A 15,397-nucleotide genomic window follows, 5' to 3' on the forward strand; every position below is an offset into this window, starting at 1 on the left:
TTCACCGCCGCCAGAGCGGACCGTCGGCCGTGCGATTTCAACTACGGAGACCCGATTCGATGCCCCCTTCCAAATCTCACTACGAGGTCCTCGACGGCCTGCGCGGTACCGCCGCGTTTTGCGTCCTGATGTTTCATTTCTGGGAAATGCTGGTGCCCGATGCGGCGCACAATCCCATGCGGCACACGTTCCTGGCGGTCGACTTCTTTTTCGCCCTGTCCGGATTCGTCCTCGGCCACGCCTATGACGCGCGGCTTGCGGCCGGCGCCCAGGATGCGCTCACCCTGCCGAATTTCTTCCGGCGGCGCCTGATCCGCCTGCACCCGATGGCGCTGGCCGGACTGGCCATCGGCGTGGCGGCCTACCTGCTCGATCCGTTCGTCGGCGACACCCAGCGCATCGGCGAAAAGATCTCCCTCGCGACGCTGGCCGGGACGATCGCACTGAGCCTGTTCCTGCTGCCGACGCCGAACGTGCCGAACAGCTTCGGCGAGACGCATTCGCTGAACGGTCCGTCCTGGACGCTGTTTCAGGAGTACATCGCCAACGTGCTGTACGGCTTCTTCGGACACAAACTGACCCGCCGCCTGCACGTCGGGCTGTGCGTGGCGAGCGCCGCCGTCCTTGCCTGGACGGCCTGCCATTTCAACGATCTCGGTCATGGCTGGGGATGGGCCGACTTCTGGGTCGCCCCGGTGCGCCTCGCCTGTCCGTTCCTGACGGGGCTGCTGGTGTACCGCTTGCGGTTGCGCCTGTCGGTGCCGCAGCCGTTCGTGCTGCTGTCGCTGGTGCTGGTGGTGGTCTTCGTCGCGCCGCTCATGGGGCGCTACAACGGCTTGTTCGAAGCCGGCTGCGTCATCGTCGTGTTCCCGCTGGTGCTGGCCGCCGGCGCGGGTGTGACCAGGACGCAAGGTGCGACCGGCGCACTGTGCCGGTTCATGGGCGAGCTGTCCTATCCCGTCTACATCATCCACTACGGCTTCGTCTACGTGTTCGCGCACTGGAACTGGAGCACCCATCCCGCGCCCATGCGGCTCGGCCTCGTGGCGGCAAGCGTCCAGGTGGGCATCGTGATCCTGGCCTATGCCTTGCTGCGCTGGTTCGACAAGCCGGTGCGCGCCTGGCTGACCCGGAAATACGCCGATCCCGTCCGTGTTCCCGCCGGCGCGGCGCAAGCGAACGTGTGACGTCATTCATTTTAGGAGCAGGAACCACATGTCGATACTGAAGAGAGCCGTCCGCCGCCTGCCCGTGGCGCTGATGCTGGCGCTGGCCGCGGCCGCGGGCGGGGCCGATGCGGCGGAGCGCAGCCTGACGCTGGACTGGCGTTTCATGGGCGGCGAGGTCCAGGGCGCCGAGCGCCCCGATTTCGACGATGGCGCATGGCGCAAGGTCGTGGTGCCGCACGACTGGTCCATCATGGACAAGGCCGACGGCACGCCGCCGTTCGACCGCGCCGCGACGGCGGGCCAGGATTCCGGCTACCTGGCCGGCGGCACCGGCTGGTATCGGCGCCACGTCGACCTGAGCGCGGCCGAGGCCGCGCGCGTCGTGCTGCTCGACTTCGAGGCCGTGTACATGGACGCCGACATCTGGCTGAACGGCGCCCACGTCGGACAACATCGCTATGGCTACACGGCATTCAGCGTCGACCTGACGGGCAAGGTGCGGGCCGGCGACAACGTCATCGTGGTGCGGGCCCGCCACCCCGATCCTTCCTCGCGCTGGTATGCGGGTTCCGGCCTGATCCGTCCGGTGACGCTCGAGCTGCTCGATCCGGTGCACCTCGACCCCGGCGGGTCCGCGGTATCGACCCGGACCGCCAGCGCGCAGCGGGCGGAGCTCGATGTCCAGGCCACCGTCCGCAACGGCCGGGCCAGGCCGCAACGGGTGGAGCTGGTGACGGCGGTGACCAGCGTCGACGGCAGCACGATCGTCGCCCAGGCCAGCCGGCGCTACCTGGTGCCGGCCCACGGCGAGGCGCACGCCCGGCAAGCCCTCGCGGTGGACCATCCCAGGCTGTGGGGCCCGTCCTCGCCGCAGCTCTACACGCTGCGCCAGGAGGTGCGGATCGACGGCGTCGTGACCGACGTACGGCGTACCCGCTTCGGCATCCGCACCATCACGGTGGACGCGGCGCACGGCCTGCGCATCAATGGCGAGAAGGTCGTGCTGCGCGGCGGGAATATCCATCACGACAATTACATGATCGGCGCCGCCGGATTTCCCGACGCGGACGCGCGCAAGGTCGCCTTGCTGAAGGCCGCGGGCTACAACGCCATCCGCAGCGCACACAATCCCGCCAGCCAGGCGACGCTGGATGCGGCCGATGAACTGGGCATGCTCGTGATCGACGAAGCGTTCGACATGTGGCGCAAGAGCAAGCGCGCCGCCGACTACGCGCGCTTCTTCGACAGCAATTGGCAGCAGGATGTGGACAGCATGGTGATCAGCGGCCGCAACCACCCCAGCGTGCTGTTCTGGAGCATCGGCAACGAGATCCCGGAGCAGGGCACGCCAGAGGGCGCGCAGATCGCGCGCCGGCTGGCCGAGCGGGTCCGCCGCCTCGATCCGACCCGGCCCGTGACGCAGGCCGTGAGCAGCGAGGCGCCCGGGATCGCCGGCCAGTACGCCGAGCTCGACGTGGGCGGCTACAACTACATGCCCCATTTGTTCGCGCGCGACCACACGCAGTTCCCGGCGCGCGTGATGTACACGTCCGAATCGCTGTCCAAGGACGCCTTTGCCTACTGGCGTCCGGTCGAGACCATGCCGTGGGTGATCGGCGATTTCGTCTGGACCGCGTTCGATTACCTGGGCGAGTCCGGCATCGGCTGGATGGGCTATACGCAGGACTGGCAGACCCTGGGGCCGTATCCCTGGCACCTGGCCTATTGCGGGGAAATCGATGCGACCGGGCGCAAGCGGCCGGCGGCCTATTATCGCGAGGTGTTGTGGAAGACGGGCATCGATCCGATCTCGGCCTTCGTGGCGCAACCGGCGGGCACCGAGGACTTGCCGGACCGCCACCTGTACCCCATCGTACAGCCGCATAACGACTGGTCGCTGGACGATGTGCATCCCAGCTGGTCGTGGGCGGGGCAGGAGGGCAAGCCGCTCCAGGTAGTCGTGTATTCGGAATTCCCCGACGTCGAGCTTTTCCTCAACGGCAAAAGCCTGGGGCGCAAGCCGGTCGGTGTCGACAGCGAATACAAGGCCACGTTCACCGTGCCCTATGCGCCGGGCCGCCTGGTGGCCGTCGGCTACCAGGACGGCAAGGCCGCCGGCCGGTGGGAATTGCGCACGGCGGGCGAGCCGGCCATGGTCAAGGCCGCCGTCGACCGCACGCAGCTGCCGGCCAATGGCGCGGACCTGGCCTATGTGACGGCGGAACTCGTCGACCGCGATGGCGTGCCCGTCTACGCACGGAACGGCGACCGCAAGGTGAAGGTCAGCGTGACCGGGGCCGGCGTGCTGGCCGGGCTCGGGAACGGCAATCCGATGGACGCATCGAGCCTGCAATCGGGAGAGCGTTCGACTTTCCACGGCAGGGCGGTGGCGGCGATCCGGGCCGGCGCCACGGCAGGTCCCGTGTTCGTGGACATCGCCGCCGAGGGCATGCCCGTCCAGAGGCTGCGGCTCGACGTGCTGGCGCGCTGACCGTATCGCGCCTGCCCGACGTGCCGCACGCGGCCGTGTTCAGCGTGCCGCCAGGCGACCCGCCGGGCGGCATGGGCGAACCGGGGTTGCCGGCGTCACGTTTTGTCGGCCTTGGGACGGCTCGCGCGCGTCTTGCCGTTCGCGCCGTTGGCGCCGTTCGGTGCCGCTGGCCCCGCCTGCGGCACTTCCTTGGGCGCATCCGTTTTCGGTCTCTCGGCGGCGGGCGCGGCCGCCGAAGCCGCAGCCGGCGTCATCGCACTGGCGACCGCTTGCGTAAATTGCTCTTGCAGCATGTTCCACCAGGCGACGGCGGCAGGCATCGCCATCGCCGCCGGGTTGTTCTGCGCATCCGGCGCGGCGGCCCCTTGCGGTGCTGCCGTGCCCGGCTGTGCCGTGCCGCCGCCCGTGCCGCTCGCGTTGCCCGCGCCCGGCGCGGCCGGTGCCGGCGCAACCGGTTTCGCGGCGCCCGCGGCGGGTGCCGCCTTCGCGCCGCCACCGCCCTGGCCGGGGGCGCCGAAGAAGGACGCGAACGGCGTGGCCGCCATCTTGTCCGCGCTGACGCCGGACTGGCGCATCGCCTCGGCCATCGAGGCGCCCATCGACTTCAGGGTTGCCAGCGTGCCGCGCTGCACCTCCAGGGCCTGGATGGTCCCGCGCAGCATCGTGAGGTTCAGGTTCAGCCAGGACTCGACCGCCTTGAGGTCGGCGATGCGCTTGTCCAGGTCGTCGGTCGACATCGGGGGCGTGGCCATGCCCGGCATGCCGGGCAGGCCGGCGCCGGGGATATGCATCGATCCCCACAGGTTCTTGACGAAGTCCAGGGTGTCCGTCATGCCGGGCATGGGGGCGGAGGGTTTCAGCATGGTGGTCTCCTAATTGGTCGCCGCTAGCGTAACAGATAAATAAGAGCGGATATAGATGCGGATGCAGGGGCGGGCACGCGTGCGCCGGGCGGACCGGCTACACTACGCGGATGAGTACCGCATACGCCAAGAACCACGGCCGCCGCCGGCAACTGGCGTTGGGCGTGCTCACGATCCTGCTGCACGTGCTCGTATTCGTCTGGTTCGCCGGCCAGTTGGGCCGCGTGCCCGACCGTTCCGCGCGCATGGCGCGCGCGCCGCTGACGGCCGAGCTGGTCGAGGCGCCGCGGCCCCGTCCGCTGCCGCCCGTGCCGCCGCCGCAGCCCGCGCTCGATCCACCGCCCGTGCCCGAGGTGGTGCCGGAGCCCGTGATCCCCATGCCGCCGCCGCCCGGCCCGGAAGCCGCCGCGCCGGCGCAAGGGATACCCGACGGCACTGCGGCCAGCGCGCCGCCCGCATTGACGCCGCAACCCGACGGAATCGCCGCCTCGGACGCCGCGGGACGGCAAACGGGCCAGGACGGCGCCGCCGCCGGTGCGGGCACCGTACAATCGCGGCAGGCGGCACCCCAGGGCACGGCGGCGCAGGCCCGGGCGGACGCGGTACCGAAGCCCCCGGCCGCGCCGGAAGCGCGCCGCTACAAGGTCGACATGCCGCCGTCGGCCGACATCACGCTCGACGTCGCGCGCACCGACGCGAACGGCACGAAGTGGAGCGGCGACGCATTGCTGTCGTGGCGGGTGACGCCGTCCGGTTATCGCGTCCAGGTCGAGGCGGGCATCCGCATCATGTTCGCGCACGTGAACCTGCTCACCCTCACCAGCGAGGGCACGGTGGGCGACGAAGGATTCGTCCCCACCCTGATGACGGAGAAGCGGCGCGGGCGCGCCATGACGGCGACGCATTTCAATCGCCCGGACGGCACGCTGACGTTTTCGGCATCGGCCGCGACGTACCCGCTGGTGCCGGGCGCGCAAGACAAGGCCAGCGTGCCGCTGCAACTGGCGGCCATCGCGCGCGGCGATCCGAAACAATTGTCGGGAAATATCGACATCCTTGTCGGCGAAGACCGCGACGCCAGCGTTTTTACGTTTACGGTGGCCGACCAGGAACAGATCGACACGCCGCTGGGCCGCATCGCCACGTGGCATCTCGTGCGGCCACCCAAGCCCGGCTCGTACAATTCGCGCCTGGAATTGTGGCTGGCGCCGGGCTATGGCTGGTATCCGGTACAGATCCGCAACATCGAGGCGAGCGGCGCTGTGACGACCCAGACCGTGCACAATATCGTGATCAAACAAGCAGGAAGCTGATATGAAGAATGTATTGAAACTGGCAGGCGCGGGCATCGTCGCGGTAACGGTCTCGCTGGCGACGGCGGGCGGCGTGGCCGGCGCGGCGGAGGAGCACCCGGCCGTCAAGCGCCCGTTCGACCTGCCCCCGTCGGCCGACCTGAGCTATTCCATCGGCGCGCGCCAGCGCGGCTTCAACCTGAACGGCGAGGCGACGCTCACCTGGCGCGCGAACGACGGCAAGTATTCGGTCAACGCCGAGTCGCGCGTGGCGCTGCTGGGCAAGCTGACGGAAAACCGCAGCACGGGCGTCGTCGACAACTGGGGCCTCGCGCCGACCGAGTACTACGACAAGCGCTTCCGCAAGGACCCGACGACGGCCACCTTCGACCGCGGCGACAAGACCATCACCTTCAGCGACGGCGACAAGACCTACCCGATCAAGGGCGGCGAGCAGGATCGCGTGTCGGTCTCGTGGCAACTGGTGGCGATCGCGCGCGCCGCGAAGGACAAGTTCAGGCCGGGTTCGGAATGGCAGTTCTTCGTCATCGGTCCGCGCGACGCCGACCCGTGGACCTTCCGCGTCGTCGGCCGCGAAAAGGTCCAGGCCGGCGCGTCGCTCGGCGAAGTGGATGCCGTCCACGTGATGCGCGCGCCGCCGCCCGGATCGAAGGACCAGACCCTCGACATCTGGCTGGCGCCGGGCCACGAGTGGTATCCCGTCAAGCTGCGCTTCACCGACAACGACCGCGATTACGTCGAGCAGACGCTGGAAAAGATCGTCAAGAAGTAAGCCAGTCGCGCACGTGGTCCGGTGCCGGCAGCACGCACTGCGGGTCCGGCACGGGCGTCCCGCGCACCTGCGCGAGGGGCAGCACGCCGGCCCAGGTGGCGATGCCCATGTCTTCCTCGTCGTCGGACGGCGGGCCGCTGCGGACCTTGCACACCGCCTCGGCGAGGGAAATGCGCAGCGCGGTCGTGGCGGCGTACTCCTTGTCGTTCCCGGGGCGCACCAGGGCCTGGCGGCCCGGCACCAGGTGCTCCATGAAATGTTCCAGCGCCTGCCGCTTGGCGGCCTCGCCGACGACCTCGAAGCGGCCATAGACCATCGCGCTGCGGTAGTTCATCGTGTGGCTGAAGGCGGAACGTGCCAGCACGAGGCCGTCCAGGTGCGTGATCGTCACGCAGCAATCCTGCTCCGTCAGGCGCTGCAGCATGCGGCTGCCGTTCGACCCGTGGATGTACAGATGGTCGCCGCTGCGCCAGCAGGCGGTGGGGATGCAGTGCACGCCGTGCGCGTCGGCGAAGGCGATCTGGCAGATATAGGCGGCATCGACGATGGCGTGCAGCAGGGCGGGATCGTAGGACGCCTTGGGCGCTCCGCGCTTGACCTGGGTGCGGAGGGAAGGAGCAGTGTTCATGGCCTCGAAAGTAGGGGTGGAAGCCGCACTATAATGGCCAGGATGGCTCCAGGAACAGGTCCAGGGCCACGCAATTTCATGGAGCCACGATGGATTACGCGCTGCTGCTGGACGCCTTCGCCCGCGACCACGCCCGCCATGGCTTGCCTGGTCACCCCTGGCCGCGCCAGCGCCTGCTGCACGAATGCCTGCGCACGGCCATCCGCGACGGCACGCTGGCGGCCGGCACGCGCCTGCTGGCCACGCGCGCGCTGGCGCAGGAACTGGGCATCGCCCGCAACACGGTGCTGTATGCGTACGAGCAGCTGGCCTGCGAAGGGTTCGTGATCCCGGACCGGCGCGGGACGGTGGTCGCAGGCATCGCGCCCGCGCCGCGGCGCCGTGCCGCCGACGTGCCGCAGGCGGGCCTCGCGCGCCGTGCCCGGAACCTGCGGGCCGTGCACGGCAGTCCCGGCGACGGGCTGCCGTTCACGCCCGGCGTGCCGGACCTGCGCGCCTTTCCGCTCGCGCAGTGGCGCCGCCTGCTGGACCGCGCTTGGCGCGGCCTGTCGGCGGCGCAGCTGAACTACGGCGACCCGGCCGGCGAGCCCGCGCTGCGCACGGCCATCGCGGACTACCTGCGCGCCTCGCGCGGCGTCGTGTGCGAGGCGGGCCAGGTGTTCATCACGGACGGCACGCAATCGAGCCTCGACCTGTGCGCGCACGCCTGCGCCGACGCGGGCGACACGGCCTGGATCGAGCACCCCGGCTACGGCGGCGCGCTGGCCGCGTTCCGCGGCGCGGGTCTCGTCGTCGAGGGCATCGCCGTCGACGCCGAAGGCATGGCGCCCACCGTGCCGGATTGGACCCGGCGCCGCCCCCGGCTGATCTACACGACGCCGTCGCACCAGTATCCGGCCGGCGTGGTGATGTCGCCGGCGCGGCGCATGGCCCTGATCGCCGGGGCGCGTGCCGCCGGCGCGCTGATCGTCGAGGACGACTACGACAGCGAATTCCGCCACGAGGGCCCGCCGCTGGCGGCCATGCAGGGCCTGGTGCCGGATGCGCCCGTGCTGTACTGCGGCACGTTCAGCAAGACGATGTTCCCGGCGCTGAGGATCGGTTTCCTCGTCGTGCCGGCCAGCCTGGCGTTGCCGCTGGCGGCCATGCGCGCGCAGTCGTCGGCCGCGGGGCGCACGGCGGAGCAGCTGGCGCTGGCCGGATTCCTGCGCAGCGGCGAGTTCGCGCTGCACCTGCGCCGCATGCGCCGCCTGTACCGCCAGCGGCGCGATGCGCTGGTCGAGGCGCTGGACCGGCACCTGGGCGATCGCGCCGTCGTGGAGGGCGCGTCGGCCGGCATGCACCTGGCCTTGCGCCTGCCCGCCGAGGGGCCGGCGGACGTGGAGATCGTGCGCCGCGCGCGGGAACAGGGCATCGTGGTGAATGCGTTGTCGACCCATGCGCTGCCGGGCGGGCCGCCGTGCAACGGGCTGCTGCTCGGCTATGCCCAGGTGCCGGCCGAGCGGATGGATGAACTCGTGCTGCGGCTGGCGGGCGCGATCCGGTAGGTTCTCAGTCCTGCGGTCCCGGATCGTCCGGATTGTCGTTCTCCCAGTGCAGGATCATTTCCCTGGGCGCGTTGCCGACCTTGACGGTGCGCTTGAACGTCTTGCCCTCGGCCGCCGCGCTGATGTGGTAGGTGCCCGGCGGGAGCTTGGCGAAGAACATCGGACCGGTACTCGCCACGCTCAGCAGATTCGTGCCCTTGGCGTCCATGATGTCGAGCTGGACGTCGGACCGGTAGGCGCCGCTCTGCTTGGTCGCAAACGTCAGCAGCAGGTTGTAGTCGGCGCGCTGGGCTTTCATCGTGCCTTGCTCTTCCTCGCCGATGCCGCCGTTGATGTAGGTGATGCCGTTCTGCTGGTGCGGGGTGGGTGCCGCCAGGGCGGCGGTCGATGTCAACGCAACGGCCACGACCATGGCCGCGCTCATCAGTGCTCGTTGCATGGCTGTTCTCCTCGGTTGCCGGCCGGACCGGCTGCCCGGTCCGTCGATGAACTGGACCATAGCACAGGCCCGTCAATTTCTGCGCGACATACAAGGCGTGGCGACATCAGCCGATCACATGGACCGTGGGAGAATCGTCCCGGTTCCAGGAAAACAGAACCAGGTGCCACAGGCCCGGTGCCTTTCTGGAGGGATCGACCAGCCCTTGTGCGCCAAGTGCCTCCAGACGGTCGCGCACCGACCACGACCTCGGGGTGCCCCCCGCCGCGACGACCTCTTGCCAGGGTGCGACGGCATCCTCGAGTCTGATTCCCATGGCCGCCAGCGCCGACGCATTGCGCAGATCGCAAATCCGGTCGGCCGCGACGTGCATGCTGACGATCTCCAGGTGGCCGCTACGGTTGTCCCTGTGCGCCTCCATTGCAGCCGCCACCCCGTCGCGCGATGCGCTCAGGTAGAGCGTGGGCTGCACCGCGCTGGAGTAGCGGCCGGGATACCTGGAACCGGACAGCGCGCCGTCCCGGTAGGCCGGATCGACGGCGCGATAAAAGACACCATCGATTTTCGTGAACGGCGCGTTGGCATCATTGCTGGCGCGGGGACTTGTCATCGGTTTCTCCTTCATCGCACGTGTTCATCGGCGTGCCGGCTACGCGCCCGATGCGGTCACCCAGCACGACGGGACTGCCCGCCTACGGCATCCGGACGACATCGTCCTGCTCCCACAAGGACTTCAGATGGTCGACGAACCATTTGCCTGCGGGCCCGGGCGGGTGCGAAGGCTGGTGAAATGCGGACATCGTCAGCATGAACCCTGTGCGCGGCATGTCATCCACATCCAGCACGACCAGCGTGCCTTCGGCGATGTCTTTCTCGACCATGTGCAAGGGCATGCCTCCCCAACCGACGCAGTCCTTGAGGAACGCATATTTGGTCGACAGGTCCGCCAGACGCCAGGTCGACGGCGACGCGACGCCGAAGTCCCTGCCGACAGTGAGAGGGGACCTGTCCGTGAGCACGAGTTGTACATGTTTCGCCAACTCGCGCCGCGGTATCCGCTGGCTGAAGCTCGCGAGCGGGTGGCATGCTGAAGCGACCGCAACCAACGGCACGTCGCCGAGTCGCTCGCTCACCAGTGAAGGAAACGTCTGGGGCAGCGGCGTCAGGATGCCCAGGCTGCACCGGCCGTCCAGAACGGGCAGATAGGCAGCGCCCAGGCCCTCCACGAAGAGGCGCAGCGGCGTCAATGGAAACTGGCGCGCGAACGCTTTCGCGACGGCGCTGACAATGGAGGTCGGAAAGAACACATCGACGACGACCGAGAGTTCAGCCTCGACGCCTGAATTCATGAGCTTGGCGCGGGCCTTCAGCGTGTCCACCCCTGCCACGATGTTGCGGGCGTCCGCGAGCAACAGCACACCCTCCGGCGTGAGCTTCGGGAACCGGCCCGAGCGGTCAAACAGCTTGACGCCGACCTGGTCTTCCAGTCCGCCGACCCAGCCGCTCACCGCCGATTGAACGCGGTTGAGCTTCCGGGCCGCGGCCGAGAAGCTGCCCTCATCCACGGCGGCGATGAAGGTCCTGAGCTGGTCCAGAGAGACGCCATCAAGCATTCACGTGTCCTTCCATCTCCAAAATAGATGGGTTGCATCTAAATATACTCTATTTTCAAAATACATATCGACCGCCATCATTCGCATGGCGGAGGCCCCGCAATTCATCAACGTCATTCAAGGAAGCATCATGACTTACTCCATCATCGGCACCGGCAACGTCGGGATGTTTCAAGACCTGTTCAGGAAAGAGGCGTGAGCGATGTACGACCATGTCATCTGGCCCGAGCGTTTTGATCCGAAAACATCCGCCATCTACGCGCTCAACGACATCGACGTGAAAGCGCCGCCCGACGTCGTGTGGAAGCTGCTCGTCGACGCGGAGAATTGGTCGAGCTACTTTCCTGCCGAAGATCGGGTCAGGATCCTGACCGGTGAGAAGGAACTGGCGCTCGGCACGACATACAGCCGCGTGACGGTCGGCTTTCCGATGAGCCTCGTCGTGACCGAATACGTGCCCAACCACAGGCTCGCGTGGGCGACGACGGTCGACGGCGACGAGACCGGTTCCAGCGCCTACCACGGCTGGGTCATCACTTCTACGGACGAAGGGTGTCACGTGCTGACGGAGGAGACGCAACAAGGTCCCTGGTTCCTCGACCTGCTCGGACACCAGCATCCCGGCGGGCTGTACCGCTATCACCAGGACTGGGTCGAACGCCTTGCCCGCGCAGCGGAGGCGGCGGCAACGAAAGCCGGCTGGCGCATCTAGCCCGGATCGGCGGCTCACCTGACTCACACACTATTGGAGAAAAACAGCATGAAGATTGAACTTAACGGTCGCAAGGCCATCGTTACCGGATCGACGGCAGGCATCGGCCGCGCGATCGCCGAAGGGCTTGCGCGCGCAGGCGCAGCGGTCGTCATCAATGGACGCACGGAAGAGCGGGTCGCGGCAACGTTGCATGCGCTGCGTGCGGCGTTGCCCGAGGCGGACTTTACGGGCGTGGTCGCCGATCTCTCGACGGCGGAGGGATCCGCAGAACTCGTGGCGCAGGTGAAGGATGCCGACATTCTGGTCAACAACGTCGGCACGGCCCACCTCAATGGCTTCTTCGAACAGAAGGACAGCGAGTGGCTCGACTTGTTCCAGCTGAATGTCATGAGCGGCGTGCGCGCCGCACGGCACTATGTGCCCGGGATGGTCAAGCGCGGCTGGGGGCGGGTCGTCTTCATCAGCAGCGAGTCCGGGGTAGCGATTCCCAAGGAGATGATCGACTACGGCATGACGAAGACAGCACAGCTCGCCGTATCGAGGGGGCTGGCAGAGCTGGTCGGTGGGACGGGCGTCACCGTCAACGCGGTGTTGCCCGGACCGACCCGATCCGAGATCCTGGGTAACTGGATGAAGGCGACCGCCGGGGAGCAGGGCATCACCCAGGAGGAAGCGGAGCAGGACTTCCTGAAGACGATGCGCCCGACGACGCTGATCAACCGGTTCACGACGACCGAGGAAGTCGCGAACATGGTGATTTACGTCTGCTCGGAGCAGGCTGCCGGTACGAGCGGCGCCGCACTGCGCGTCGACGGCGGGGTCATTCGCTCGATTCCCTGAACTGCGCGATCCGCGCATTCACGAAACTGCCAGCCGGCGAAAGCCGGCGGGAGCACCGTCGAATTAACGACCGGGCCTGGCCGACAGGCGTAAGGCAAGGAAGTGACCGATTGCCTCGAGCGCGCTGGTCGCTGCGTCGGTTCGGCCGACAGTGGACAGGAATCCGTGTGGCATGCCTTCCCACACATCCAGTGTTGCGTCGACACCGGCCGCAACGGCACGCGCAACGTAGCGACAAGCATCGTCCAACAGTACTTCGTCGTTGCCCACATGAACGCGAACTGGCGGCAAACCTTGCAGGTCTCCGTACAGCGGTGACGCGAGCGGATCGGTGCCGGCCTGCTCATCCAGGTATGACTCGACCAGGGCTTCGACCTGGGCACGGACAAAGTAGGGGTCCGCATCCGCTCGTGAATTCCAGCTCTCGCCAGACAGGGCAAGGTCGGTCACCGGAGACAACACGACCGCGGCCACCGGAAGCGAACGACCCATGCGCGCGGTCGAACTTGCCCATGCCAGGAGACCGAGCGCCAGACCGCCGCCCGCTGAATCGCCGACGATCGCCACGCGCCGTGCGCCACGCTGGAACAGCCCCTCGTAGCAGGCTTGCACGTCGTCGGCTGCCGCCGGAAACGGACTCTCCGGTGCCAGCCGGTAGTCGGGAATGAAGGCCGCGGCACCGGCACTCGCAGCGATGTGCGCGACCAGCCCGCGAAAGGCTTGCGCCGATCCCCAGTTGTACCAACCTCCGTGCAAATGAAGGATCACCTCATCGACGCGGGTATTCGCGGGACGGCACCACCAGCCAGCCACGCCGCCGACGTCGTCGGCCTCGAACGTGACATCGGCCGGCGCCTGGACGCGGCTCATGATGGCATCGAAGGGAGCACGCGCGGCGACACCACGCATCTTGCCCTTCATGGGAAGAACCATCTCACGCAAGCCGGTCATGACGACGGCATCCGCCGATGTCAGCGGATGAATCGTTGCCCAAGAGGCAACAAGAGAAGAATTTTTGGGAAAGACCATGGCATATCTCCGAGAGTGTCGAGTTGGGAAGGCAAGAAATGGCGTCGTTAATTTATTTAACTGAACGTAATGTAATTATAAATGACGCGAGGGTCAATGCCTTGCTCGCCCACGACGGTCTGCCGGCTCTGCCCGGTGCTACGTTTTTCGAGCGGGTTCATGGACCGGACCGGGCGTCCCGTGGGCTGGTGCCACTAACTTCTTTGCGGATCGTTCTGACAAAACTAAAATGGGGGCATGTCTACCATTGAGCCCACCCGAGCGTTGCGAGGCCGTCCGCGTAGTGCCTCCGCGCACTCGCATGCTGTGATCCTGAATGCCGTCTTCGAACTGTTGCAGGAGACTTCGGTGCGCGACCTGACCATGGAAGCGATTGCCAAACGTGCCAAGGTCGGCAAGCCCACCCTCTATAAATGGTGGCCCTCCAAGGCCGCACTCGTGTTTGCCGTATTCCATGAGCGGGTCGCAGTGGTGACCGACATGCCGACGTCCACGACCGCCGAACAAGCCATCCGCACGAAAGTCCGTCGTCTCATCCATGAATTCAATGGCTTGTTCGGCAAGGTCATGGCAGATTTGATTGCCGAGGGTCAAAGCGAACCGGAAATCCTGAGCGAACTGGTGGACCAACACATCAATGCTCGCAGAACTGTGACGGCGGCGGATATCGAGGAGGGGAAGCGGAATGGAGAGTTCGACGCGTCGATCGATGCGCAGTTATTGATCGATGCGATCTTCGGCCCCCTGTATTTCAGACATTTACTGCGCCACGCGCCGCTGACGCAAGCCTACGGGGATGCACTCGTTACCCAGGTACTCGACGGTGCGCGCCCCGCAGGCAGTTCTTCGCGCGCGTCGGCGCGTACCAGGAAGGCCAACGACGTGTCCACGCAGGGCTAGCGCATTTCCGCATCGGCCTGGCGTTCTTCAAGCGTGGCGCGCCGGTGCCGACGTTGCCTGAGCCAATAGTGAGCAGGGTGGCGATGAACGGCTGCCGGTCCGTCAGGCCGCGATCGCTGCAATGCTTGCCAGCGCTTGCGTGACCGCCGCCGCCCTGGCTTCCGGACCGAAGGCGATCCCTTCGGCGCGCACGATCTCGATGTCTTCCATGCCAAGGAATCGCAGAAGCGCGGTGAGGTAGGACTCCTGGTGGTCGTTTGCGGCGAACATGCTGTCGGGCGGATATACACTGCCCCGCGCGGAAGCGATGAATGCGCGCTTGCCTTGCAGGAGTCCTTCCGGGCCGGCCTCGGTATAGCGGAACGTCTTGCCCGCCACCGCAACGCGGTCGACCCACGCCTTGAGCGAGGTCGGAATCGAAAAGTTATACATGGGCACGCCCAGGACGAGGATGTCGCAGGCAAGCAGTTCTTCCAGATACGAGTCACCCTTGACCAGATCGGCATTCAAGGCGGGGTCCTCGCTCACTGCCCCGTAGCGTACGGCCATATGTGCACCGGACAGATGCGCCACGGGGTTGGCGGCAAGATCGTGAGACACCACGCGGATGCCCGGATACAAGGTTCGAAGACGAGCGACGATTTCCGCCGACAGTTGACGGCTGACCGAGTCAGCGCCCAATACGCTGGAGTCGAGGTGAAGCAGTTGCATGGCATTTCCTTTTCAAACGTGGGACGGGGCAGCGAATTCGGATGCAGCGCATGGTGGATCATCCCGGCCTTTCTGAAAAGACGGCATATTGAGATGCCAAGTATCTGTTTTTGAGATGAGTGACGGCATGCTGGACTGCCGGATGGCCGGACGCACGGGGCCGGTCGATCCGGAACGGCGTGTCCGGCGACCGCCAGCGCGATCCGGCCGGTCAAGTTCGCGGCGCGGCGCCAGCTTCCTTATTGCATTTATGGAACGAAATCCGATGCCATTTTGTTATCGTTTTCATAAGTTGCGAAAACGTGACGGGCGTTTCCGTGTTAGTTGCCAAGCCTTAACTGTTATACTGACGCCCCCGCGCCCGTGG

16 protein-coding genes are annotated in these 15,397 nt (G+C 66.9%); 9 read left to right on the top strand and 7 right to left on the bottom strand.

The window, feature by feature from the left end; genetic code table 11:
* Positions 1 to 59 precede the first annotated feature (59 nt).
* Together ACEN9Q_RS28580 and ACEN9Q_RS28585 are read left to right on the top strand one after the other, a co-directional pair.
* Positions 60 to 1,187: an acyltransferase family protein gene (locus ACEN9Q_RS28580; RefSeq protein WP_495626828.1), complete on the top strand. Its 1,128-nt coding sequence runs from the start codon at positions 60 to 62 to the stop codon at positions 1,185 to 1,187.
* 28 nt (positions 1,188 to 1,215) lie between these two features.
* Positions 1,216 to 3,660 carry a glycoside hydrolase family 2 TIM barrel-domain containing protein gene (locus ACEN9Q_RS28585; RefSeq protein ID WP_495626829.1) on the top strand — a complete coding sequence of 815 codons (2,445 nt, stop codon included), beginning with the start codon at positions 1,216 to 1,218 and terminating at the stop codon, positions 3,658 to 3,660.
* A 95-nt stretch (positions 3,661 to 3,755) separates the two neighbouring features.
* Here the strand turns inward: ACEN9Q_RS28585 and ACEN9Q_RS28590 are convergent, their stop codons facing one another.
* Positions 3,756 to 4,523 carry a PhaM family polyhydroxyalkanoate granule multifunctional regulatory protein gene (locus ACEN9Q_RS28590; protein WP_495626830.1) on the bottom strand — a complete coding sequence of 256 codons (768 nt, stop codon included), beginning with the start codon at positions 4,521 to 4,523 and terminating at the stop codon, positions 3,756 to 3,758.
* Positions 4,524 to 4,633: 110 nt separating this feature from the next.
* On the opposite strand from ACEN9Q_RS28590, the gene ACEN9Q_RS28595 reads away from it, so the two are divergent.
* Positions 4,634 to 5,836, top strand: a complete 1,203-nt coding sequence (locus ACEN9Q_RS28595) for a DUF3108 domain-containing protein (RefSeq protein WP_495626831.1) — start codon at positions 4,634 to 4,636, stop codon at positions 5,834 to 5,836.
* Position 5,837: 1 nt separating this feature from the next.
* On the top strand, positions 5,838 to 6,608 hold the full coding sequence (locus tag ACEN9Q_RS28600; RefSeq protein WP_495626832.1) for a DUF3108 domain-containing protein: 771 nt from the start codon (positions 5,838 to 5,840) through the stop codon (positions 6,606 to 6,608).
* Here the strand turns inward: ACEN9Q_RS28600 and ACEN9Q_RS28605 are convergent.
* Positions 6,598 to 7,236 carry a pyridoxamine 5'-phosphate oxidase family protein gene (locus tag ACEN9Q_RS28605; protein ID WP_495626833.1) on the bottom strand — a complete coding sequence of 213 codons (639 nt, stop codon included), beginning with the start codon at positions 7,234 to 7,236 and terminating at the stop codon, positions 6,598 to 6,600. The genes ACEN9Q_RS28600 and ACEN9Q_RS28605 overlap by 11 nt on opposite strands.
* A gap of 89 nt (positions 7,237 to 7,325) precedes the next feature.
* Here ACEN9Q_RS28605 and pdxR point away from each other — a divergent pair, with 89 nt between their 5' ends.
* Positions 7,326 to 8,783: a MocR-like pyridoxine biosynthesis transcription factor PdxR gene (gene pdxR, locus ACEN9Q_RS28610; RefSeq protein WP_495626834.1), complete on the top strand. Its 1,458-nt coding sequence runs from the start codon at positions 7,326 to 7,328 to the stop codon at positions 8,781 to 8,783.
* A 4-nt stretch (positions 8,784 to 8,787) separates the two neighbouring features.
* Here pdxR and ACEN9Q_RS28615 read toward each other — a convergent pair whose 3' ends face one another.
* The 3 genes from ACEN9Q_RS28615 to ACEN9Q_RS28625 all read right to left on the bottom strand — a co-directional run bounded on the left by ACEN9Q_RS28615 (position 8,788) and on the right by ACEN9Q_RS28625 (position 10,835).
* Entirely contained in the window at positions 8,788 to 9,222 is a 435-nt protein-coding gene (locus ACEN9Q_RS28615) for a carboxypeptidase regulatory-like domain-containing protein (protein ID WP_495626835.1), read from the bottom strand.
* 106 nt (positions 9,223 to 9,328) lie between these two features.
* Positions 9,329 to 9,832 carry an RES family NAD+ phosphorylase gene (locus ACEN9Q_RS28620; RefSeq protein WP_056448651.1) on the bottom strand — a complete coding sequence of 168 codons (504 nt, stop codon included), beginning with the start codon at positions 9,830 to 9,832 and terminating at the stop codon, positions 9,329 to 9,331.
* Positions 9,833 to 9,914: 82 nt separating this feature from the next.
* Positions 9,915 to 10,835, bottom strand: coding sequence for a LysR family transcriptional regulator (locus ACEN9Q_RS28625; protein ID WP_056448648.1), 921 nt, complete (start codon positions 10,833 to 10,835; stop codon positions 9,915 to 9,917).
* A gap of 4 nt (positions 10,836 to 10,839) precedes the next feature.
* On the opposite strand from ACEN9Q_RS28625, the gene ACEN9Q_RS28630 reads away from it, so the two are divergent.
* From ACEN9Q_RS28630 to ACEN9Q_RS28640, 3 genes are read left to right on the top strand one after another with little or no spacing between them, the layout of a single operon-like run.
* A complete protein-coding gene (locus tag ACEN9Q_RS28630; RefSeq protein WP_495626836.1) occupies positions 10,840 to 11,034 on the top strand; it encodes a hypothetical protein in 195 nt (64 codons plus the stop codon).
* 3 nt (positions 11,035 to 11,037) lie between these two features.
* Positions 11,038 to 11,547, top strand: coding sequence for an SRPBCC domain-containing protein (locus tag ACEN9Q_RS28635; RefSeq protein ID WP_495626837.1), 510 nt, complete (start codon positions 11,038 to 11,040; stop codon positions 11,545 to 11,547).
* Positions 11,548 to 11,595: 48 nt separating this feature from the next.
* A complete protein-coding gene (locus ACEN9Q_RS28640; RefSeq protein WP_495626838.1) occupies positions 11,596 to 12,390 on the top strand; it encodes an SDR family NAD(P)-dependent oxidoreductase in 795 nt (264 codons plus the stop codon).
* Between the two features lie 63 nt (positions 12,391 to 12,453).
* Here the strand turns inward: ACEN9Q_RS28640 and ACEN9Q_RS28645 are convergent, their stop codons facing one another.
* Entirely contained in the window at positions 12,454 to 13,419 is a 966-nt protein-coding gene (locus ACEN9Q_RS28645) for an alpha/beta hydrolase fold domain-containing protein (protein ID WP_495626839.1), read from the bottom strand.
* A 237-nt stretch (positions 13,420 to 13,656) separates the two neighbouring features.
* Between ACEN9Q_RS28645 and ACEN9Q_RS28650 the strand changes: the two genes are divergently transcribed.
* A complete protein-coding gene (locus tag ACEN9Q_RS28650) occupies positions 13,657 to 14,319 on the top strand; it encodes a TetR/AcrR family transcriptional regulator (RefSeq protein WP_495626840.1) in 663 nt (220 codons plus the stop codon).
* Between the two features lie 102 nt (positions 14,320 to 14,421).
* Here ACEN9Q_RS28650 and ACEN9Q_RS28655 read toward each other — a convergent pair whose 3' ends face one another.
* A complete protein-coding gene (locus ACEN9Q_RS28655; protein WP_495626841.1) occupies positions 14,422 to 15,030 on the bottom strand; it encodes an FMN-dependent NADH-azoreductase in 609 nt (202 codons plus the stop codon).
* Positions 15,031 to 15,397 lie beyond the last annotated feature (367 nt).

It is taken from the genome of Massilia sp. Masssp93, assembly GCF_059491295.1.